Source organism: Nocardiopsis quinghaiensis (assembly GCF_008638365.1).
GTDB lineage: Bacteria > Actinomycetota > Actinomycetes > Streptosporangiales > Streptosporangiaceae > Nocardiopsis > Nocardiopsis quinghaiensis.
Genome location: NZ_VWVU01000001.1, coordinates 1 through 19671 on the forward strand (window position 1 = coordinate 1; position 19671 = coordinate 19671).

A 19671-nucleotide genomic window follows, 5' to 3' on the forward strand; every position below is an offset into this window, starting at 1 on the left:
CGGAGGTGCTCAGGCGTCGTAACGACGGTGAGCTGTTGGTGCTGGTGCACAACAAGTGGCGGTTGCGTGTCATCGAGCGCGACCATCCGGAGTTGTTCATGGAACCACTCCTCGCCGGAGGCGTCGACGAGGGCGTGTGACGTCCTTCGGAACGCTTCGGCGGGTACCGCCACCGGTGCCCGCCGTCCTTTCCGGCAAAGCACGCCCGCCCTGTTTACTCGGGGTGAATGCCGATAACCCTTTGTCGATGCCGATCGCGGTTCCCGCGAATTGGACGACGGCCGCCGCGCCGGGCGGGCTCCGCGCGGACGGCGTGTGAACTCTCGTGCCCCACGCACAGACTGTTGCCACGACGGGCCCGACCCGATGGGTCCGGAGGGGTCGCGGCACCCCCGGGCCCCGGGCAGAGGCCAATGTCACCGGCTGTCGGGTACCCCGTGCCGACCCCCGTGATCAGGGCGAAGGTACTCTGGGAGAAGGCCACTAGGGCGCGTTCGGGCACCTGGCCGCACCGGGCTCCGTCCGGCTCTGTCCACTTCTGTGAAGGACGGCCGGAAGGGGCGGGTTCGTGTCGGGTGGTGAGGTGCTCAGGGGACCGGAGCAGGAGGCAGGGCGGTGTCGGGTGGACCCCCGGCGCCGTTCATGATGTCTCAGGGCGATCACGGAGTAATCGACGGCTGGCAAAGTTTGTAAATCTTCACCTTGCGGTAATTCTGCTCACATCTGGGTATGTGTTGCATGTCACCTGTTCGTGAATCGGTGAAACTTATATGCTTTTGCTTAACTGTCGTTTAACAAAACAGAACAATAACGAGTGAAGCAGGAACGTGGCGGCGGACCGCCCCGCGTCTGACGCATCTCACGTATCCCCCGCCTGGAAAGGTTGACCTCGGGCATGAGCGAAGACGACAAAGAGCGCACGGTGGAGCTCCACTACGAGGGCGGCGTGCTGAAGCTGCCGGTGTTCACCGGTACCGAGGGTGAACGCACCATCGAGCTGAAGACCCTCCTGGGGTCGACCGGCATGACGACCCTGGACCCGGGGTTCAGCAACACCGCTTCGTGTAGCTCGAAGATCACCTACATCGACGGGGACGCCGGGATCCTGCGCTACCGCGGGTACCCGATCGAGGACCTCGCCGTGGGCGCGACCTTCCTGGAGGTCGCCTATCTGGTGATCTACGGCGAGCTGCCCGAGCCGGACCAGCTCAAGGAGTTCTCCGACAAGCTGCGCGAGAACGCCGACATCCCGGCCGAAATGGGCGCGCTCATCGACGCGATGCCCCGCAACGGCCACCCCATGGCACTGACGGCCAGCGCCGTGAACACCCTCGCCGCCTACTACGACGACAGCGTCGACCCCGGTGACGAGGACCAGGTCGAGCTCGCCACGATCCGGCTGTTGGCCAAGCTGCCGACGATCGCGGCGCGCATCTACCGCAACTCCATCGGCGAGAAGCCGATCAGCCCGGACAGCTCGCTCGACTACGTCGACAACTTCATCCGGATGACCTTCGGCGACACCCACGCAGACAGCGAGCTCGGCGACCTGTTCAACCAGGCCGTGGGCATGCTGCTGGTCCTGCACGCCGACCACGAGCTGAACTGCTCCACCGCGACGGTGCGCGTCGTCGGTTCCGCCAAGGCCGACATCTACGCCAGCATCGCCTCGGGCCTCAACGCGCTCTCCGGCCCGTCCCACGGCGGCGCCAACCAGGCCGTGCTGGAGATGCTGGAGCAGATCCGCGACTCGGGCATCTCCATCGAGGACTTCCTGGAGCGGGTCAAGGCCCGCGAGATGCGCCTCATGGGCTTCGGCCACCGGGTCTACAAGAACTTCGACCCGCGCAGCAAGGAGATCAAGGTTCTGGCCAGCCAGATCCTCGACCGGGACGACAACCCCGACGAGCTGTTCGCGCTCGCCCTCAAGCTCGAGGCCGCGGCGCTCGCCGACCCCTACTTCACGGAGCGCAAGCTCTACCCGAACGTCGACTTCTACACCGGCGTCATCTACCGCACCATGGGCTTCCCGAACAACATGTTCACCGCGTTGTTCGCCATCGGCCGCCTGCCCGGCTGGGTCGCCCACTACCGCGAGCAGCTGCACGACCCGGCCTTCCGGATCGCGCGCCCGCGCCAGCACTACGTCGGCGCCTCCGAGCGTCGGCTCCCCGGCCAGGAGTAACCCTCCCGGAGAACACCGAGAGCGCCCGCCCGCGTCACCGACGGGGCGGGCGCTCTCGTGTCCTCCCCCGTCGTCCGCTGTTGGGCGCCGGACACGGCGGGTACCACCCGTACCAGGACACCTACGGGCGGTCCCGTCTTTTGCCGCGTTTTGCGATCAGCTGCCCCCGCCGTGCGACTCCGGGGGAAGGGGGCAGGGTACGGCCCCGGACAGGGCCGTGGAGGGAGGCGACGATGGTCCGGTACGCGTTGGCCGGCGACCTGCTCGACGAGTTGAGCCGGAGCTGGTGGCTGGTGGTCCTCCGAGGAGTCGCCGCCGTCCTCTTCGGCGTGGTCGCGCTGGTCTGGCCGGAGAAGACCCTGGTGGTCCTGGCGGTCGTCTTCGGCGTCTACGCGCTGGCCGACGGCGCCGCCCTGGGATACGCCGCCTACCGAGCGGCACGGGGTAACCGCGCCTCCCTGGCCGTGCAGGCGGTCATCGGCGTCATCATGGGTCTGACCGCGCTGGTCTGGCCGGTCGTGGCGATCGTCGCCCTGGTGTTCGTCATCGGTGTCTGGGCGGTGGCCACCGGCGTCGCCGAGATCATCACCGCCATCCGCCTGCGCGCGCACATCAGCTCCGAGTGGCTGCTGATCTTCGTGGGAGCCCTCTCGATCGTCTTCGGCCTGCTGCTGTGGTTCTGGCCACTGGAGGGCGCGCAGGCCATCATGTTCGTGATCGCGATGTACGCCGTCGTCTTCGGTGCGGCGATGGCGGTGGCCGGGTTCCGCCTCCGCGGCGCCGCCGACGCCTTCCCGGGCCCGGAGGGAGGGGCCTTCGACGACCTCCGTGACCCAGACGAACCGGCGGGGGGAGGGTCCACCAGGACCTACGAGGAACTTCGCGGCGACGGTGACCGGGAGGACGGGGACGAGACCTCCGGGCGGGGCCGTCACCGGACTCCGGGGGAGGACGAGGGGGATCCCGGCCACCCCGACGAGCGGCGTTAGGGCGCGTCCCGCCGAACTCGTCCCGGCCGTGCCCCGCGTGCCCCCGGGCCGCGGATAGCATGAGGCCATGTGCTTCCTCCAGATCTACGGCTAGAGGCAGGCGTCCCCGACGCCGCGCGCACCCGCCCCGCCCGGGGCCGGTGCCCCTCAGCCCTACCCGTGGACACCTCGTTCTGGAGAATCAGCGATGACCCGTCGCGCCCACATCGCCATGGTCGGCACGCCCGCCGTGAGCCACACCCTGCCCAGCCTGGAGATCATCCGCGAACTGGTGAACCGGGGACACCGCCTCACCTACGCCAACGATCCCGTGCTGGCCGACATGATCACCGGTGCCGGCGCCGAACTCGTCCCGTACGCCACCACCCTGCCCACCGGGGACGAGGAGTGGCCGGACGACCCGATCGCGGGGATGGACGTCTTCCTGGACGAGGCGATCGCCCAACTGCCCGTCCTGCGGGCCGCCTACGACGCCGACCGCCCCGACCTGTTCCTGTACGACATCTCGGGATACGCCGCCCGGGTCCTCGGTATCGGCTGGGGCATCCCGTCCGTGCAGCTCTCACCCGCCTACGTGGCCTGGGGGGACTACGGCGACACCGTCATGGAGGAACTGCGCGCCCTGCCCGGAGCGGAGGAGCACTTCGGGAAGATGGAGGCCTGGCTGGCCGACAACGGTGTCACCGGCCTGGACCACACCTCCTTCGTCGCCCGCCCGGAGCGGTCGCTGGCGATGATCCCGCGCGAGATGCAGCCGTTCGCCGACACCGTGGCCGACACGGTCACCTTCGTCGGGCCGTGCCTCGGGGAGCGGGTCGACCAGGGGGAGTGGAACCGTCCGGTGGACGCGGGGAAGGTCCTGCTGGTCTCCCTGGGATCGGCCTACACCAACCAGCCGGGGTTCTACCGCGAGTGCCTGAGGGCCTTCGGCGACCTGCCCGGGTGGCACGTGGTGCTGCAGACCGGCAAGTACGTGGACCCCGCCGAGCTGGGGGAGGTCCCCGCCAACGTCGAGACGCACTCCTGGGTGCCGCAGCTGGCCGTCCTGCGCCAGGCCGACGCCTTCGTCACCCACGCCGGGATGGGGGGCTCCAGCGAGGGCCTGTACAGCGGTGTCCCGATGATCGCCGTCCCGCAGGCCGTCGACCAGTTCGGCAACGCCGACCGCCTGGAGGAGCTCGGCGTCGCCCGGCGGATCGACACCGCGGACGCCACCGCGGACCGGCTGCGCTCGACGCTGCTGGAGCTGGCCTCCGATCCGGAGGCCGCCCGAAGACTGGCCGAAATCAGTGCCCGGCTCCAGGCCGGCGGCACCTCCTACGCGGCCGACCTGATCGAGGCGGAACTGCCCGGTTAGCCGGAAAGCACCGACCCGCTCCCCCTCCGGTGCGCCGTGTCCGAGGACGCGGCGCACCGGCCCCATGCTCCGGACACGCACCGGAACACCCGCCCACACCCCGCGGAGGGACTATGGACCACCTCGTCGTCGTCACCGGAGGCCCGGGTTCGGGCAAGACCACCCTGCTCGACCACCTGGCCGCGCTCGGGTACGCGCGCACCACGGAGGCCGGACGGGCGATCATCCGCGACCAGAGGGAGATCGGCGGCCGCGGTCTGGCCTGGCGCGACGACGACCTGTTCGCCGAGCTCATGCTCGCGTGGGAGATACGCACCCACCGCGAGGCCGCCGCCCTGCCCGGGCCGGTCTTCTGCGACCGGGGCGTCCCCGACCTGGTCGGCTACTTCCTGCTGCGCGGCCTGCCGGTCCCGGAGCACGTCACCGAGGCGGCCCGCAGGTTCCGGTACCACCGCAGGGTGTTCGTCGCCCCGCCGTGGCCGGAGATCTTCACCGGCGACGCCGAACGCCACCAGTCCCCGGAGGAGGCCGAGCGCACGTACCGGGCGATGGTCGAGGCCTACCCGGCGTGCGGCTACGAGCCGGTGGAACTGCCGCGCGTTCCGGTCGCCGAGCGAGCCCGCTTCATCCTGTCCCATATGCCCCGAGGCACACGCGAGCACCAGCACAGGACGGGCGGAATGTGACTCCTGTGGCTGGGAGAGACCTCTGTTATGTCACGGTGCCTGTGTTCCACAAACAGGGCATATGTGGCCGGTCGTGGCCGCGAACCGCGCTTTCCCTTGTGGTTCCCGTGGGTCGACGCCAGACTCTTGTCTAGGTAAAGGAACGTTGACCGTTCGCGCCCGAGACGGGCGCGGGACCGAGGACGCCGGAAGGAATGCGGTAGGTGGCCAGCGCGTCTGGGGCGAACACGCCGCCCATGAGCTGGGAGGGCATCGACCACGCGCTCAACCGTGTGCGCGGGGAGGCCGACCGGATCGCCCTCGACCTCGCCGACCTGGACGGCCACGTCGGCCACCGGATGCTCCGGGGAGCCGACCTCGCCGGACGCACCCGGCTGCGCTGGGAACACGCCAGCGAGCACATCCACAGCCTGTGGGCGGTCTACGAAGTGTTCCGCCGCGTCGTCGACCGGACCCGGGAACTCCGTGTCTCCGGAGGCGGCGGCCCCGACGACCAGGCCCTCCTGACCTCCCTGCTCAACGGCGCCTCCGTGCCGTTGCCCGCGAGGGAGGTCCCGCCGCGCGAGCGCGGACCGCTCCACACCGAGAGGGAGCCCACCACCCTCGCCGCCGCCGTCGCCCGCATGACGGCCGACTACGAGGAGGCCACCGAGGTCATCTCGGCCGTCGAGACGGCCTGGGACGTCCTCCACCCGCGCCTGGCCGGGCTCGACGCGATGTGGCGCGATATCTGCACCTTCTCCGACCTGGTCGAACTCGGTGAGGACGAGCACGAGTCCCTGCGTGCCGACCTGGACGCGGCGGGCACCACCGTGCGGTGCGATCCCCTCTCGCTCGTCGAGGACGGGCGTGTGGACACCTCCTCCCTCGAACGGCTGCGCCTGCGGCTGGAGCGCGTACGCGGCGAACTCCGCGACGCCCTGCGCATGCGCGACTCCTACACCGAGAGCGTCGAGCGGCTCCGCTCCGCCGTCGACGACGTCGGCGAGGTCCTCGCCCGCGTCCGTCGACTGCGCGATCAGGTGGTCGCCAAGATCTCCTCGCCCTCCGCGATCGACGTTCCCGACCCCGTCCCCGAGCTGCGGGCCGGTGTCGCGGACATGGACGCCCTGCGCTCCCGGAGCCGGTGGCGCGAACTCGGCGCGCGCTTCGGTGAACTGCAGCGCGCCGTCCACGGGGCCGCCGACGACGCGCGCGAGCGCGAGGCCAACCTCACCGGACTCCTGGAGCGCCGTGCCGAACTCCGCGGCCGCCTGGACGCCTACCGGGCCCGCGCGGCCCGGCTCGGGATCGCCGAGGACGCGAGGCTGGTCGGACTCCACCGTGCGGCGCACTGGGAGCTGTGGACCGCCCCCTGCGATCTACGCGCGGCCACGGCGGCCCTGTCCTCGTACCAGCGCGCGCTCCAGGAACTCGGCGGGACCGGCCCCCCTGTGAACGGAACCGCACCGGGCCCGGGCGCATCAGACGGTGAGAGCGATGGTGGTGTGAGCAGATGACCAAGTGCACGGACCCCGGCTGCCACGGCCTGGTCGAGGACGGCTTCTGCGGCGTGTGCGGACCGGCCCCCGTGGACGCGGGGCCCCCGCCGGCCCTGACCACCCCCCGGCAGGCCCTCCCGGAGCCCGGTGCGGGCCCGCGGAGGCCGTCCCGCCCCTCCGCCCCGAAGGCCCCGCACGGGGGCCGGGACGAGGCACCCGACCAGTGGCCGTCCTCCAGCCCTCCGGGCCGGGACCCCGCCGGCGGAGATCCGGTGCACTCCCATCCCGTCTCCGGCGGTGTCAGGCTCTCGGGGCGCTCCGGTCCCGGCAGCGTCTCCGGCACCGCGGGCACCGGTGCCGGCGGCGGGAGCGCGGGTCGCGGCAGCCGCCGCTCCTCGCGCGGCATGCTCGGTATGGGCATGGTCCAGGTGCCCTTCGTCCCCTACCGGGACCCGGCCGAAGCCGTCATGGTCAATCCCGTCGTCGCGGAGAAGAACCGCTTCTGCGGCAACTGCGGCGAGAGGGTCGGCCGCACCCGGGACGACCAGCCCGGTCGCACCGAGGGTTTCTGCCGCAAGTGCGGGACCCAGTTCTCCTTCACCCCCAAACTCTCCCCCGGCGACATGGTCGGCGGACAGTACGAGGTGCTCGGCTGCCTGGCCCACGGCGGTCTCGGCTGGATCTACCTGGCCCGCGACCGCAACGTCAACGACCGCTGGGTGGTCCTCAAGGGCCTGCTCAACGCCGGTGACGCCGAGGCGCACAAGGCGGCCGCGGCGGAGCGCGCGTTCCTCTCCAAGGTCGAGCACCCCAACATCGTCAAGATCATCAACTTCTCCCAGCACCCGGATCCGCGCACGGGCATCCCCGGCGGCCACATCGTCATGGAGTACGTGGGGGGCAAGTCCCTGCGTGAGCTGCTCACCGAGCGCCGTGAGGACGGCCCCGACGCGGTCCTGCCCCCGGAGCAGGTCATCGCCTACGGCCTGGAGGCCCTGCGCGCCCTGGGCCACCTCCACTCCAAGGGCCTGCTCTACTGCGACTTCAAACCCGACAACGTCATCCAGAGCGAGGAGCAGATCAAGCTCATCGACCTGGGCGGCGTGCGACACATGGACGACACCGCCAGTCCCGTCTACACCACCCCCGGCTACCGGGTGCCCGAGGACGAGCTGCGCGATCCCGGCCCCACCGTCAGCGCCGACCTGTACTCGGTGGGCCGCGCCCTGGCCGTGCTCAGCTTCCGCTTCGGCTTCACGCGCGAGCACCCGCACAGCATCCCGCCGCGCGAGACGGTGCCGCTGCTCCAGCGCCACGAGTCCTTCGACCGGCTGCTGCGCCGCTCCACCCACGCCGAGCCCGAGTTGCGCTTCCACGACGCCGACGACATGGCCGACCAGCTCACCGGGGTGCTGCGCGAGGTCCTCTCCGACACGGAGGGCGTACCGCACCCGGCCGCCTCCACCCTCTTCGGCGGTGAGAACTCCGCGATCGGCCGCGACCTTGGCGCCCACAACGCCGACCGCATGCTCGCACCGCCCCCGCCCACCGAGGCGGCGGCACTGCTGCCCGCGCCCCTCATCGACCAGAACGACCCGGCCGCCCAGTACCTGCACGGCTTCCACACACTCTCCCCCGAGGAACTCGTCCCCGCGCTGCGCTCCATGCCCGAGCCCACGCCCGAGACCCTGCTGATGCTGGCCCGGGCGCTCATCAACGCCGGCCGACACGGCGAGGCCATGGACGCCCTCCAGCAGTTCAGCGTGGCCGTGCCCGGGGACTGGCGCACCATGTGGTACCTGGCGGTGGCCGAGCTGAGCACCGGCCGGTTCCGCGAGGCCCGTGACCACTTCGACGAGCTGTACGACCACCTGCCCGGTGAGGCCGCGCCCAAGCTGGGGCTGGCCCTGGCCTGCGAGCGGACCGGCGAGCACGTGACCGCCGCCCGCCAGTTCCAGACGGTCTGGGGAACCGACCACTCCTTCGTCAGCGCCGCGTTCGGTCTGGCCCGGATCCGCCTCGCCCAGGGGAGCCGGGCCGAGGCCATCGCCGTCCTGGACACGGTCCCGGCACTGTCCAGCCTCCACGTCCACGCCCAGACCGCGCTGATCGCCGTGCTCGCGACCCGGTACCACGGCACGGACGCCGCCGACCTCGTGCGGGCTGGACGCCGCCTGGAGCGGATCGGCCTGGACAGCGAGTCGGCCGACCGACTGGCCGCCCGGGTACTGGAGTCGGCCCTGGACTGGCTCCACGCGGGAGGCGGGGCCCCGGGCGGGGAGGGACTGCTCGGCGGCCCGCTCACGGAGGAGGGCGTGCGGACCAACCTGGAACGCCGCTACCGTGCTCTGGCCCAGCGCGCCACCGCGCGTTCGGAACGCTACGAACTCATCGACAGGGCCAACTCCCTACGCCCCGTGACGCTGCTGTGAGGAACGAGGGAACGGCGATGACCAAGGTGCGGATCTGCCCTGCCTGCTCGGACAGGGCGGCTGCGGGAGACGTCTTCTGCGAGGGGTGCGGCCGCGCCCTCCCCGAGGACGCCGTGACCGTGCCCGCGGAGCACCCCGACTCGGTGCCCACGGCTCCGCAGGCGAGCATGTCCGGCGAGGTACCGTCCGGCGACTCCGCCGGGGAGGTGTCCGACGCCGGCGCACGTCCGGGTCTGGTTCCGGACGAGGGCGCCCCCACCGCACCGCAGGTGAGCCTGAAAGCGGTGCCGGACGAACGCCCGGGCCTGGTCCCGACGGACGGCGCCCCGACGGCTCCGCAGGTGAGCCTGGCCGACCCCCTCGCCACCCGGAGCGACCCGGTACCGCCCACCGACCCCGGACTGTGCGTGTGGTGCCCCGGCAGGGTCAGTGACGGCTACTGCGAGAAGTGCGGCCTCCTCCAGCCCACCGGCCGCGACCACGTCGAGGTGCGTACGCACGCCGCCGTCGGCGTCAGCGACCGGGGACTGCGGCACAGGCGCAACGAGGACGCCATGGCGATCCGCGTGATCGACGCCGAGGCCCCCCGCGCGCCCGGCGCGGTCTGCGCGGTGGTCTGCGACGGTGTCTCCAGCTCACCGCGCTCGGACGAGGCCTCCCGGGTCGCCGCCGAGACCGGCGTGTCGGTCCTGGCGGAGCGGGTAAGCGGGGGCGCCGACCCCCGCGAGGCCACCGGGGCGGCGATGACCAGGGCCGCGGAGGCGGTCGCCGGGATCGCCGACTCGGCCAGCTCCGCACCCGCCTGCACCTTCGTGTCCGCGGTGGTCGACCCCGCCACGGGCACCGTCACCGTCGGCTGGGTCGGCGACAGCCGCGCCTACTGGCTCTCCGGCGGCCCCGCCGCCAGCGCGTCCGCCCTCCTGACCAAGGACGACTCCTGGAGCGAGGCGATGGTGCAGATGGGCACCCTCTCCCGGGAGGAGGCGATGCGCTCGGCCAACGCCCACGCCCTCATCGCGTGGATGGGCGCGGACTCCGGCGAGATCGACGCGCACATCTCCACCGTCACCCCGACCGGTCCCGGCGCCGTCGTGCTGTGCAGCGACGGCCTGTGGAACTACTACCCCGAGGCGCAGGCCCTGACCGACGCCGTCCCCGGGGCGGGCGCCAGGCCCCGCGACGCCGCCCGCGCCTACGTCGGCCTCGCCCTCCAGGCGGGCGGCAAGGACAACATCACCGTCGTCGTCGTTCCCGTGCCTCCAGGGGGCTCCCGTGTCGAACACGACTGACCGTGCCGCCACCACGCGGCTCGGCCGCGCCGCCGCACCCGCCCACGAGTCGGGCGACGAGGAGACCGCGAGGCTCCTCGGCAGGGTCGTCGACGTGGTCGCCCCCGTGACCGGAACCGTCCGGCTCAAGCCCGGTGCCGACAAGGCCGACGGGACGGTCCCGGACACCGACTCGACCCGGACCGTACGGACCCGGCCCCGACCCCGACAGGGCGGGCCGGACACCGGCGGTGCCCCCGTACCCGGGTAGGAGGGACCCATGCCGAGTTGCCCTTCCGGGCACCGCTCCACGGCGACCGACTTCTGCGACGTCTGCGGACTGCGCCTCCGGACCCGCCCCCCGACGCCGCCGCCCCCGTCACACCGGCATCCGACCCCGCCGACCCCGCCCCTGTCCCCGGTGCGGCCCCCCGCGCCGCGCCGCCCGCCGGGCGCGCCCAGGGGAGGCCCCTGTCCCGAGTGCGGCACCTCCAGGGCGGGCCGGTTCTGCGAGGAGTGCGGGTACGACTTCGTCTCGCAGTCCGGAGGCCACCAGCACGGGCGCTCCGGGCCGGGAGGCGCACCGGCCGGGGCGCACTGGCGCGCGATCGTGGCCGCCGACCCCGCGTACTACCAGTACATGGTCGACCAGGGCATGCTCGACGCCACCCGGATCTCCTTCCCCGCGGGCGGTGCGCAGCGCCGGGTGGCGCTCACGGGCGACCGTGTGCACATCGGGCGGCGCAGCGCCTCCCGCGGCTTCACCCCCGAGATCGACCTGGGCGGACCCGGCGGTGACCCCGCGATCTCCCACATCCACGCGGTCCTGATCGCCAGGCCCGGCGACACCTGGACACTCCTCGACCCGGGATCGACCAACGGCACCACGATCAACGGGACCGCCGATCCCATCGCCCCCAACGTGGAGGTTCCCCTGCATGACAGTGACCGGATCTACGTCGGCGCATGGACCGTCATCATCCTCCAGAAGGGGTGAGCCCCGTTGACGCCCCCCGACTCCGACCAGGCGCGGCGGTCCGGGACCGGGCGGACCGGCATGAGCGAACGGGGGACCCGGGCCCGCCGCTGGCGGGGCACCACCCCGGCCCGGGTGCGGCTGCTGACCCTGACGTGCGTGGTGGCGGTCGCCGGACTGTTCGGTTCGGCGGCCTTCACCCTCAACCAGGCCCGCGACGGCCTCAGCGTGCTCGGGGACGACGCCGGGCCTCAGGCCATGGCGACCACCAAGCTGTACCTGGCGCTCGCCGACATGGACGCCCGTGTGGCCGACGTGCTGCTCATGGGCACCGACCACGAACTCGGCTCGGGCCGCGAGGACGCCCTGGAACGGTACGGGAACAGTCGGGCACGGGCCAACGAGGCCCTGCTGCAGGCGGCCTCGCTGACCGAGGGCGACACCGTGGAGAAGAAGAACATCCGGGCGGTCCTGGACGGGGTGGGTGCCTACGAGCAGTTGGCCGCCGAGGCGCGGCTGCTCAACGACGAGGCGCAGGCCCCGCCCGGACGGGTGGACGAAGCCGCCCTGGAGCCGTACCGCCGGGCCACGCGAATGATGCACACCGAGCTGCTTCCCAAGGCGTTCAACCTGGGGCTGGACTCGTCGGCGATCGTGCGCGCCAACCACGAGGAGCGGCAGGAGGCCGTCGGGCTCGGCCTGCTGTGGGTCGGCGCGGTCGGGGCGGTGGCGGTCGCCGCGCTGCTCGGACTCCAGCTGTACCTGCGTGCGCGGTTCCGCCGACGGGTCAGCGTCCCGCTGGCGGCGGCCACGGCGGGCACCGTCCTGCTCACCGCGGGGGTGACCCTCGCCCTGTTCGCCAGCGGTGACCACCAGCGTGACGCCAAGGAGGAGGGCCTGGACGCGGCCATGGCGCTGTCCCGGGCCGGGGCGATCGTCACCGACATGCAGGCGGACGAGAGCCGGTACCTGGTCGACCGGGAGATGGCCGACAACTACCAGCAGGTGTACCTGGAGCGGGCCCAGCAGGTGCTGTTCCGCCCCGCGAGCAACCTGGAGGCCTACTACGAGGCCATCGACGAGGTGGCCGCCGCCTACCCGGACCTGCCGGGGACGGACGGATCCGACCCCGACGACCCGGGCACGCTCGGTTACCTGGGGCAGAACGCCCAGGACGCGCTGCTGCCCGGCCAGGAGGACGCGCTCGCCGGAGTGCTGGAGTCCTACAACGCCCTCCAGAACGAGGACCGGGCACTGCGCTCGGCGGCGGGGAGCGGTGACCTTGCCGGGGCACTGGACATCCGCATGGGCATCGCGCACACCGAGGACGGTGCCTTCCAGGCCTACGAGACCGCGTTGGAGGAGCTGACCGGCCTGCACGTGGGCGCGTTCACCGAGGGGATCGAGCGCGGTGACGCGGTGCTCGCCCCCTGGACGTGGCTGCTGCCCGTGGGGGCGCTTCTCCTGCTCGTGCTCGTCGTGCTCGGGGTCCGTCCCCGACTGGCCGAGTACCGCTGACACCCGAGAGCACACCGAAGGCTCCGAGAGACAAGGAACAGGCCGATGAGGTTTCGCCACCGCCGCACCGCCGCCGCAGCCGCCCTGGCCGCCGTCGCGGTCTTCGGGCTGCCCGCCTGCTCAGCGGTGCTGGGAGAGGAGGAGTCGCTGGTCGACGCGGCCTCGATGACCGTCGGGGTCAAGACCGACCAGCCCGGACTGGGGCTGGACGACGGCGACGGCGGCATCACGGGCTTCGACGTGGACGTGGCCCTCTACATCGCGGACAAGCTCGGAGTGCCCGCCGATGACGTGGAGTTCACCGGCGTCACCTCCGCCGAGCGCGAGGAGAAACTGATCAGCGGTGAGGTGGACATGGTCGTGGCCACCTACTCCATCACCCCCGTCCGCAAGACCCAGGTGACCTTCGGCGGCCCCTACTACGTCGCCAAACAGGATGTGCTGGTACGTGCCGAGGACACCGACATCCGGGGCGTGCGCGATCTGGAGGGCCGCAGCGTCTGCCAGGGCGAGGGCTCCTACTCCGCCGTACGCATCACCGAGGGCCTCGGCATCGACGTCCAGAAGACGGAGGCGCCCAGTTACAGCGCCTGCATCGACTCCCTCCGCGAGGGCGACGTGGACGCCGTCTCCACCGACAACCTCATCCTGGCCGGATTCCTCGCCGAGGACCCCTCCGCCTTCCGCTTCGTCAACAACCCCTTCACCGACGAGAAGTACGGCGTCGGCCTGCCGTACGGCGACGTCCGCGCCTGCGAGGCCGTCAACAAGGCCATCAGCGAGATGTACCAGGACGGCACGGCCCAGGAGTTCCTGGAGACCTGGTTCGGCGAGACCGACCTCCAGGTGGTGACGAGCGTGCCCCAGTTCGAGGGGTGCGTCTGAGCGGGACCGGGTGTGCCCGTGGGAACGGCGGTGGAGAAGGGGAACGGCCGGTGGGGCCGGAGCCGTGGCCGGGATCGGCCGGGTGGCCTCCGGGGAACCTGAGGTGTGGTCTGAGCGGGGTGTATGGCGGATACTGAGTCTTCACGGAGCAACGCAACGCGGGGGGTACAGGATAGGAGCGGTCCGTTGACCATCGTCGAGTTCCTGAACGCGCGTCTGGACGAGGACGAGCGCGCGTCGAAGGCGGCTCCCGCGGGAGCGCGCGGCCGGGACCGGGCACTGGCAGAGGTCGCGGCCAAACGCAGGATCGTCCGTGGATACGCCGAAGCCCACCGCGCGGGTATGCGCAGTCTCGAACCGGTTCTGGCCCCCGGCACCCACTCCTCCCGGCCCCGGCCCAACCCCGGTCCGCCCGCCGACGGCGGTGACCCCTGGTCGGGACTGCTGGCCTGGCGGCTGGCGGTGAAGTACCTGGCAGCGGTCTACCGCACCCATCCCGAGTACGACGAGTCCTGGGAGGTGTAGGGCCGTCCGCGCTGCCGCCCTCCCCGCCGATCAGGGACACCGTCTCCTTCAGGGCCGTTGAGAGCGACCGGTCGGGAAAAGGGGGCGCAGGCACGCGGGTATCACCGGGGCAGTTCGAGGAGCCCGTCCACCGTCTCGGCGAGATCCCGGCCGGAGACGTCCGGTGGGGCGAAGGCCGACGGGAAGCGCCCCTCCAGGTGGGAGGACCAGCCGGTCACCAGACGCGCGGTCCTCGCCCCGGCGACGTCCCAGCCGTGCGCGGTGACCAGGGCCAGCCGCTCCGGGGAGACCTCCAGGGACCGTGCGGCGGCGCGGTAGGCGCCGGGCATCGGCTTCCACCTGCCGGCGGGGTGTACGGCCAGCACGTCCTCCACCAGGTCCAGCAGACCGGCGCGCTCCAGCAGCGTCCGGGGCAGGAGGCCGTCGTGGTTGCTCAGGGTCGCCACCCTCAGCCCGGCCTCGCGTGCGGCGAGCAGGGCGGCGGCCGCCTCGGGGCGGGGATCGAGTCCGGCCATGCCCGCGATGACGGCGTCCTCGGCCGACGGGGCGATCTGGTGGCCCGTGATGTCCCTCAGCGTGCCTCGGGCCACGTCCTCGAAGGACCGGTCGCCCGGGGAGGGGCCGTCGGGGGCGTCACCGCTCGTCAGGGTCAGGGCGAACGAGTCCCGCAGCAGGTGGGCCGACCAGCGGGGCATGAGCACCCGGGGGATGCCGGCCTCCCGGAACCGCCACTCCAGGGGCGCCAGCGGGAAGAGGGTTTCGAGGACGTCGAAGACGAGAGCGGACGGACGGAGCAGCCGGCCGGCGGGGCGTTCGGGCATGGGTTCGACTCCAGGGGGCGAGGGGGTACCCACACGGGTTCCTACCCGCACACGGAGCCTCCAGCGCTTCCCTCCTCGCCTGGCCCGGGAACTCCGTCCGCGCCCGTCGCCGCGGTCAGGGGTTCAGGCGGGGAATCTGCTCGACCGCCCACGGGCTCAGCAGCGCGGGGGTCCGCTCGGCGACCGCCACCAGGTCCGACCACTCCACCCACGTGTGCTCGGCGACCTCCGCCGGGTCCGGGACCGGGTCCCCCGCCGCGCGGGCCCAGAACACCGGGCAGAACTCGTTCTCCACGATCCCCTCCGCCGACACCGCCCGGTACCGGAAGTCGGGCAGCGCGGGCCGCACCTCCGTGACGTCCATCCCCAGCTCCTGCGCGACCCGGCGGCGCACGGCCTCCCCCAGGTCCTCGTCGGGGGAGGGGTGGCCGCAGCAGCTGTTCGTCCACACCCCCGGCCAGGTGGTCTTGCCGAGGGCCCGGCGGGTGATCAGCACCCGCCCGTCCGCGGCCAGGACGTAGCAGGAGAACGCCAGGTGCAGAGGGGTGTCCTCGGTGTGCACCGTCGCCTTGTCGGCGACGCCCACGCGCCGGTACTCCTCGTCGAGCAGCACCACGAACTCGCGTGGGGAACCGGTGTTCGTCGTGGCGGCCGTCGGTTGGATCACGGGACTCCCCCTACCAGTGGGGTCCTCGGACCCCACGCGTCATCTGCTTGGTCTCTATGGTCACCTGTCACGTGCACCGGTTCGTGCCCCAGGTGGTGTCCGGATACGCATAAGGTTCTGATGGCCCCGAACCCGGAGCACGCTGTTCTCCGGGCAGACCAGGACGCCGGTGGCACCGGAACCTCGGAGTGGCGGGGGCGGTAGGAGACAACGGCCGCGACAACGGCGGCAGCGGTGCGGCGGCAGCGCGGCGGCGGAGTGGTGACGGACACGATGACGGACACGGACCTGGAGAGACAGCCGGAGACCCCGGCGGAGGCGCGGACGGAGCCGGCGGAGGGCATCGACCCCGACCGGCTGGCCGTGTGTCTGGACGTGCTCTCCCGTGCGGGCGACCTGCCCAGCGACCACCCGGACTCGGCGGCTCTGCAGCGGGCCACCGCCGGGCTGTTCAAGAAGGTCAAGGAACAGCGCCGCAAGGAGCGTCAGGCCAGGCAGAGGGCCCACGACAGAGCCGTGTTCGCGGCCACCGCCACCGCGGCGCCCGACCGGATCGACGACGAGACCAGCGGCCGTGCCCTCACCAGCGGGAGCAGCGGCGCCCTCGCGGGCGTGCTGAGCAAGGCCAGGTCCTGCTACGTCTGCAAGGGGAGGTACCGGGAGGTCGACGCCTTCTACCACCAGCTGTGCCCGACGTGCGCGGCGTTCAACAGGGAGCGCCGGGGCGCCCGCACCGACCTGACCGGCCGACGGGCCCTGCTCACCGGCGGCCGAGCGAAGATCGGCATGTACATCGCCCTCCGGCTGCTGCGGGACGGCGCGCACACCACCATCACCACGCGGTTCCCGAACGACGCGGTGCGCCGTTTCGCCGCGATGCCCGACAGCGCCGAGTGGCTGCACCGGCTGCGGGTGGTGGGTGTCGACCTGCGCGACCCCGCACAGGTGGTGCGGCTGGCCGACTCGGTGGCCGAACAGGGGCCGCTGGACGTTCTCGTCAACAACGCCGCGCAGACGGTGCGCAGGGCGCCGGGTTCGTACGGGCCGCTGCTGGAGGCCGAGGCCGAACCGCTCACGGGGGAGGGACTGCCGGAGCCGTTGGTCCTCGGCGGTGTGCGTCCGCGCGCGCTGGAGGACGCTCCGACCGGAAGCATGAGCGGAGCCGCCCCGGACACGGCCGGGCCCGCCCTGACGCGGCACGCGCTCACCCCGCGGATGCTCGCGTCGCTGGCGCTGACCACGGGATCGGCGTCGATGGAGAAGGTGCGCGCCGGGACGGCGATCGACGCGGGCGGACTGGTCCCCGACCTCACGCCGGTGAACAGCTGGACGCAGCGGGTCGGTGAGATCGACCCCGTCGAGATGCTGGAGGTGCAGCTGTGCAACGTGAGCGCACCGTTCCTGCTGGTGGACCGGTTGCGTCCGGCCCTGGCCGCGTCCCCCGCACGCCGTACCTACATCGTGAACGTGTCGGCGATGGAGGGGGTGTTCGGGCGCGGTTACAAGGGCGCGGGGCATCCCCACACGAACATGGCCAAGGCCGCCCTGAACATGCTCACCCGTACCAGCGCCCAGGAGATGATGGAGTCCGACGGCATCCTGATGACCAGCGTGGACACCGGGTGGATCACCGACGAGCGGCCGCATCCGGACAAGGAGCGGATGGCCGAGGCCGGGTTCCACGCGCCGCTGGACCTGGAGGACGGGGCCGCGCGCGTGTACGACCCCATCGTGCGGGGTGAGCTGGGGGAGGACCTGTACGGGTGCTTCCTGAAGGACTACGCCCCCGCCAACTGGTAGGCCGGACGGGTCCCACAGCGGGACGGCGATGGACACCCCGCCCACGGCGTCGAAGGCGAGGCACCGTTCGACGGGGGGCCGGGAGGCCGGCCCCCGCCGCCGAGACGGCGGGGGCCGTGGGGCTCCTCGACGGCTAGGGTTCGAGCACGAGCCGGATCGGGGAGCCGGTCCGCTTCTCCAGCTGCTCGACCGCCGCCGGCGCCTCCTCCAGGCCGAGGGTGCCGCTGATCGAGCTGGCGAAGTCCACACGGCCCGCGTTGACCAGCTCCACCAGCTGGACGACGTGCTCGGGCTCGGAACCGTAGTGGCCGAGGATCTGCTGCTGCAGGTAACTGAAGCGCGTACCGTCCTTGACCTCCAGCGGCTCGTCGGTCAGGCCGACGAGCACCAGGCGGCCGTGCTCGCCGAGCAGGCGGAGGGCCTGTTCGCGCACGACCGGGACGCCGGCGAAGTCGAAGGCGACGTTGAGCCCCTGCCCGCCGGTCATCTCGCCGATCGTCGACAGGAAGTCCGAGGCGGTCGGGTCCAGGGCCGCGTCGGCGCCGAAGGCGAGCGCGCGCTCACGGGCACGGGGGTCCGGGTCGGCGGCGATGACCGGGGCCGCGCCCACCAGGCGCAGCAGCTTCACCGCGTGCGCGCCCAGGCCGCCCGCACCCCACACGGCGACGGCCTCGGCCGGTCCGACGTCGGCGGTGGACGTGATCGACGCCCACGGGGTGGACACGGCGTCAGGGATGATCGCCGCCTGGTCGAAGGGCAGGTCGTCGGGGATCGGCACGAGGGTCTCCTCGTCGGCGAGCGCGTACTCGGCCCACCCGCCGTCGTAGTCCACGCCCCGGGTGATCACCTTCCCGGAGCGGTCGGTCTGTCCCGCCTGGAGGATCACCCGGTCGCCCACCTCGGGGTCCATGACGTCGGGACCGATCTCCTCCACCACACCGGACACCTCGTGTCCCAGGGTGACCTCGTCGCCCTCCAGGTGGAGCGGGGTGAGGGTGCCGTCGATCAGGTGCACGTCGGACAGGCACACCCCGGCCGCCTTCACACGGACCAGGACCTGGCCCCGGCCGGGGACGGGCCTGGGGACGTCCTTGAGCTCCAGGGTCCGGGTCTTCACGTTGAGCCGGGCCGCACGCATCGTGGCCATGGAGGTCCTCGCATCCGCTGTCGTGGAAGTTTCACTGATCATCATCGTGCGAAGACGGATCCGAACGAAGGCGACACTTGGGGAGGAGCCGGGTTCCGGTCAAACGACCGATCCCAGCTCTTCGGGCCCCCGGTCCCACGTGCCCCTACCGTGCCCGTCCGTCCGGCGGCGGAGGGGCCGCCGTTCCTCCGCCGCTACGTGGCGTGTCCGTTCCGGTACGCCCAGGCGGCCACCTCCACCCGGTTGCGCGCGCCCAGCTTGGCCTGCACGCTCGCCAGGTGCGTCTTCACCGTGCTCACGGTGACGAACAGCTCTCCGGCCACCTCGGTGTTGGTCAGTCCCCGCGCCACCGACCGCACGATGTCCAGTTCCCGCGTGGTCAGTCCGCCCTCCTCCGGCGCGGACCGGGTAGCCGTCGCCGCGAAGTGCCGCAGCAGCCGGACGGTGATCCTGGGAGAGACCAGGGCGTCGCCCCTGGCGGCGGCCCGGACCGCCTCCACCAGCAGAGCCGGACCCGCGTCCTTCAACAGGAATCCGACCGCCCCTCCGGTGAGCGCCGCGTGTACGTAATCGTCCAGGTCGAACGTGGTCACCACGACCACCCGTAGCGGGTCGGCCACCCCCGGGCCGGCCAGCCGCCGGGTGGCCTCCAGGCCGTCCACGCCCGGCATCCGGATGTCCATGAGCACCACGTCGGGGCGCAGGTCCCGGGCCAGCCGGACCGCCTCCAGGCCGTCACCGGCCTCGCCCACCACCTCGACGCCGTCCTCGGCCGCCAGCATGTACCGGAATCCGGTCCGCACCATCCGCTGGTCGTCCGCCAGCAGCACCCGGATCGTCTCCGGTGCCGTCCCGGTCCCGACCCGTTCCCCTTCGACCGTCACCGGCCCTCCCTCGGTCGCCACGCCTGTTCCCCGCCTCTCAGCCGTTCCCC

The 19671-nt window shown here is 72.1% G+C and carries 16 protein-coding genes and 1 pseudogene; 13 read left to right on the forward strand and 4 right to left on the reverse strand.

Annotated elements, in window-relative coordinates; translation table 11 throughout:
* Positions 1-895: 895 nt before the first annotated feature.
* From FYX01_RS04805 to FYX01_RS04860, 12 genes and pseudogenes are all read left to right on the forward strand, one after another.
* Positions 896-2185, forward strand: a complete 1290-nt coding sequence (locus tag FYX01_RS04805; RefSeq protein WP_150237970.1) for a citrate synthase — start codon at positions 896-898, stop codon at positions 2183-2185.
* A 233-nt stretch (positions 2186-2418) separates the two neighbouring features.
* Positions 2419-3174, forward strand: coding sequence for an HdeD family acid-resistance protein (locus FYX01_RS04810; protein ID WP_150237972.1), 756 nt, complete (start codon positions 2419-2421; stop codon positions 3172-3174).
* A gap of 187 nt (positions 3175-3361) precedes the next feature.
* Positions 3362-4531 carry a macrolide family glycosyltransferase gene (locus FYX01_RS04815; RefSeq protein WP_150237974.1) on the forward strand — a complete coding sequence of 390 codons (1170 nt, stop codon included), beginning with the start codon at positions 3362-3364 and terminating at the stop codon, positions 4529-4531.
* 113 nt (positions 4532-4644) lie between these two features.
* The gene (locus FYX01_RS04820; protein WP_150237976.1) at positions 4645-5217 is read left to right on the forward strand and encodes an AAA family ATPase; all 573 of its coding nucleotides are present in this window, start codon (positions 4645-4647) and stop codon (positions 5215-5217) included.
* 236 nt (positions 5218-5453) lie between these two features.
* The gene (locus tag FYX01_RS04825) at positions 5454-6716 is read left to right on the forward strand and encodes a hypothetical protein (RefSeq protein ID WP_150238656.1); all 1263 of its coding nucleotides are present in this window, start codon (positions 5454-5456) and stop codon (positions 6714-6716) included.
* Positions 6713-9130, forward strand: coding sequence for a serine/threonine-protein kinase (locus tag FYX01_RS04830; protein WP_150237978.1), 2418 nt, complete (start codon positions 6713-6715; stop codon positions 9128-9130). Before FYX01_RS04825 ends, FYX01_RS04830 begins: the two co-directional genes overlap by 4 nt.
* A gap of 17 nt (positions 9131-9147) precedes the next feature.
* On the forward strand, positions 9148-10419 hold the full coding sequence (locus FYX01_RS04835; protein WP_150237980.1) for a PP2C family protein-serine/threonine phosphatase: 1272 nt from the start codon (positions 9148-9150) through the stop codon (positions 10417-10419).
* Positions 10418-10669: pseudogene (locus FYX01_RS04840) on the forward strand (hypothetical protein); the annotation flags it as partial. The gene FYX01_RS04835 and the pseudogene FYX01_RS04840, both read left to right, overlap by 2 nt.
* A 9-nt stretch (positions 10670-10678) precedes the next feature.
* Positions 10679-11395: an FHA domain-containing protein gene (locus FYX01_RS04845; protein ID WP_150237982.1), complete on the forward strand. Its 717-nt coding sequence runs from the start codon at positions 10679-10681 to the stop codon at positions 11393-11395.
* Between the two features lie 60 nt (positions 11396-11455).
* The gene (locus tag FYX01_RS04850; protein WP_150237984.1) at positions 11456-12892 is read left to right on the forward strand and encodes a hypothetical protein; all 1437 of its coding nucleotides are present in this window, start codon (positions 11456-11458) and stop codon (positions 12890-12892) included.
* Positions 12893-12937: 45 nt separating this feature from the next.
* Complete coding sequence (locus tag FYX01_RS04855) at positions 12938-13777, forward strand: glutamate ABC transporter substrate-binding protein (protein ID WP_150237986.1); 840 nt, start codon at positions 12938-12940, stop codon at positions 13775-13777.
* Between the two features lie 186 nt (positions 13778-13963).
* On the forward strand, positions 13964-14302 hold the full coding sequence (locus tag FYX01_RS04860) for a DUF6221 family protein (RefSeq protein WP_150237988.1): 339 nt from the start codon (positions 13964-13966) through the stop codon (positions 14300-14302).
* 101 nt (positions 14303-14403) lie between these two features.
* On the opposite strand, the gene FYX01_RS04865 is transcribed toward FYX01_RS04860, so the two are convergent.
* Both FYX01_RS04865 and idi read right to left on the reverse strand, forming a co-directional pair.
* Positions 14404-15123, reverse strand: a complete 720-nt coding sequence (locus tag FYX01_RS04865; protein WP_150237990.1) for an HAD family hydrolase — start codon at positions 15121-15123, stop codon at positions 14404-14406.
* Between the two features lie 115 nt (positions 15124-15238).
* Entirely contained in the window at positions 15239-15790 is a 552-nt protein-coding gene (gene idi / locus FYX01_RS04870) for an isopentenyl-diphosphate Delta-isomerase (RefSeq protein WP_150237992.1), read from the reverse strand.
* Between the two features lie 273 nt (positions 15791-16063).
* On the opposite strand from idi, the gene FYX01_RS04875 reads away from it, so the two are divergent.
* On the forward strand, positions 16064-17590 hold the full coding sequence (locus FYX01_RS04875) for an SDR family oxidoreductase (RefSeq protein WP_150237994.1): 1527 nt from the start codon (positions 16064-16066) through the stop codon (positions 17588-17590).
* A gap of 133 nt (positions 17591-17723) precedes the next feature.
* On the opposite strand, the gene FYX01_RS04880 is transcribed toward FYX01_RS04875, so the two are convergent.
* Positions 17724-18737 (reverse strand): zinc-binding dehydrogenase, encoded by a 1014-nt coding sequence (locus FYX01_RS04880; protein ID WP_150237996.1) that lies wholly within the window; start codon positions 18735-18737, stop codon positions 17724-17726.
* Positions 18738-18931: 194 nt separating this feature from the next.
* Positions 18932-19621, reverse strand: a complete 690-nt coding sequence (locus FYX01_RS04885; protein ID WP_317846049.1) for a response regulator — start codon at positions 19619-19621, stop codon at positions 18932-18934.
* Between the last annotated feature and the right edge of the window lie 50 nt (positions 19622-19671).

Coding starts and splice junctions, on each gene's coding strand:
- FYX01_RS04825 (WP_150238656.1), top strand. CDS start 5,454: ATGAGCTGGGAGGGCATCGACCACGCGCTCAACCGTGTGCGCGGGGAG.
- FYX01_RS04830 (WP_150237978.1), top strand. CDS start 6,713: ATGACCAAGTGCACGGACCCCGGCTGCCACGGCCTGGTCGAGGACGGC.
- FYX01_RS04880 (WP_150237996.1), bottom strand. CDS start 18,737: ATGGCCACGATGCGTGCGGCCCGGCTCAACGTGAAGACCCGGACCCTG.
- FYX01_RS04810 (WP_150237972.1), top strand. CDS start 2,419: ATGGTCCGGTACGCGTTGGCCGGCGACCTGCTCGACGAGTTGAGCCGG.
- FYX01_RS04815 (WP_150237974.1), top strand. CDS start 3,362: ATGACCCGTCGCGCCCACATCGCCATGGTCGGCACGCCCGCCGTGAGC.
- FYX01_RS04835 (WP_150237980.1), top strand. CDS start 9,148: ATGACCAAGGTGCGGATCTGCCCTGCCTGCTCGGACAGGGCGGCTGCG.
- FYX01_RS04820 (WP_150237976.1), top strand. CDS start 4,645: ATGGACCACCTCGTCGTCGTCACCGGAGGCCCGGGTTCGGGCAAGACC.
- FYX01_RS04845 (WP_150237982.1), top strand. CDS start 10,679: ATGCCGAGTTGCCCTTCCGGGCACCGCTCCACGGCGACCGACTTCTGC.
- FYX01_RS04850 (WP_150237984.1), top strand. CDS start 11,456: ATGAGCGAACGGGGGACCCGGGCCCGCCGCTGGCGGGGCACCACCCCG.
- FYX01_RS04855 (WP_150237986.1), top strand. CDS start 12,938: ATGAGGTTTCGCCACCGCCGCACCGCCGCCGCAGCCGCCCTGGCCGCC.
- FYX01_RS04805 (WP_150237970.1), top strand. CDS start 896: ATGAGCGAAGACGACAAAGAGCGCACGGTGGAGCTCCACTACGAGGGC.
- FYX01_RS04865 (WP_150237990.1), bottom strand. CDS start 15,123: ATGCCCGAACGCCCCGCCGGCCGGCTGCTCCGTCCGTCCGCTCTCGTC.
- FYX01_RS04875 (WP_150237994.1), top strand. CDS start 16,064: ATGACGGACACGGACCTGGAGAGACAGCCGGAGACCCCGGCGGAGGCG.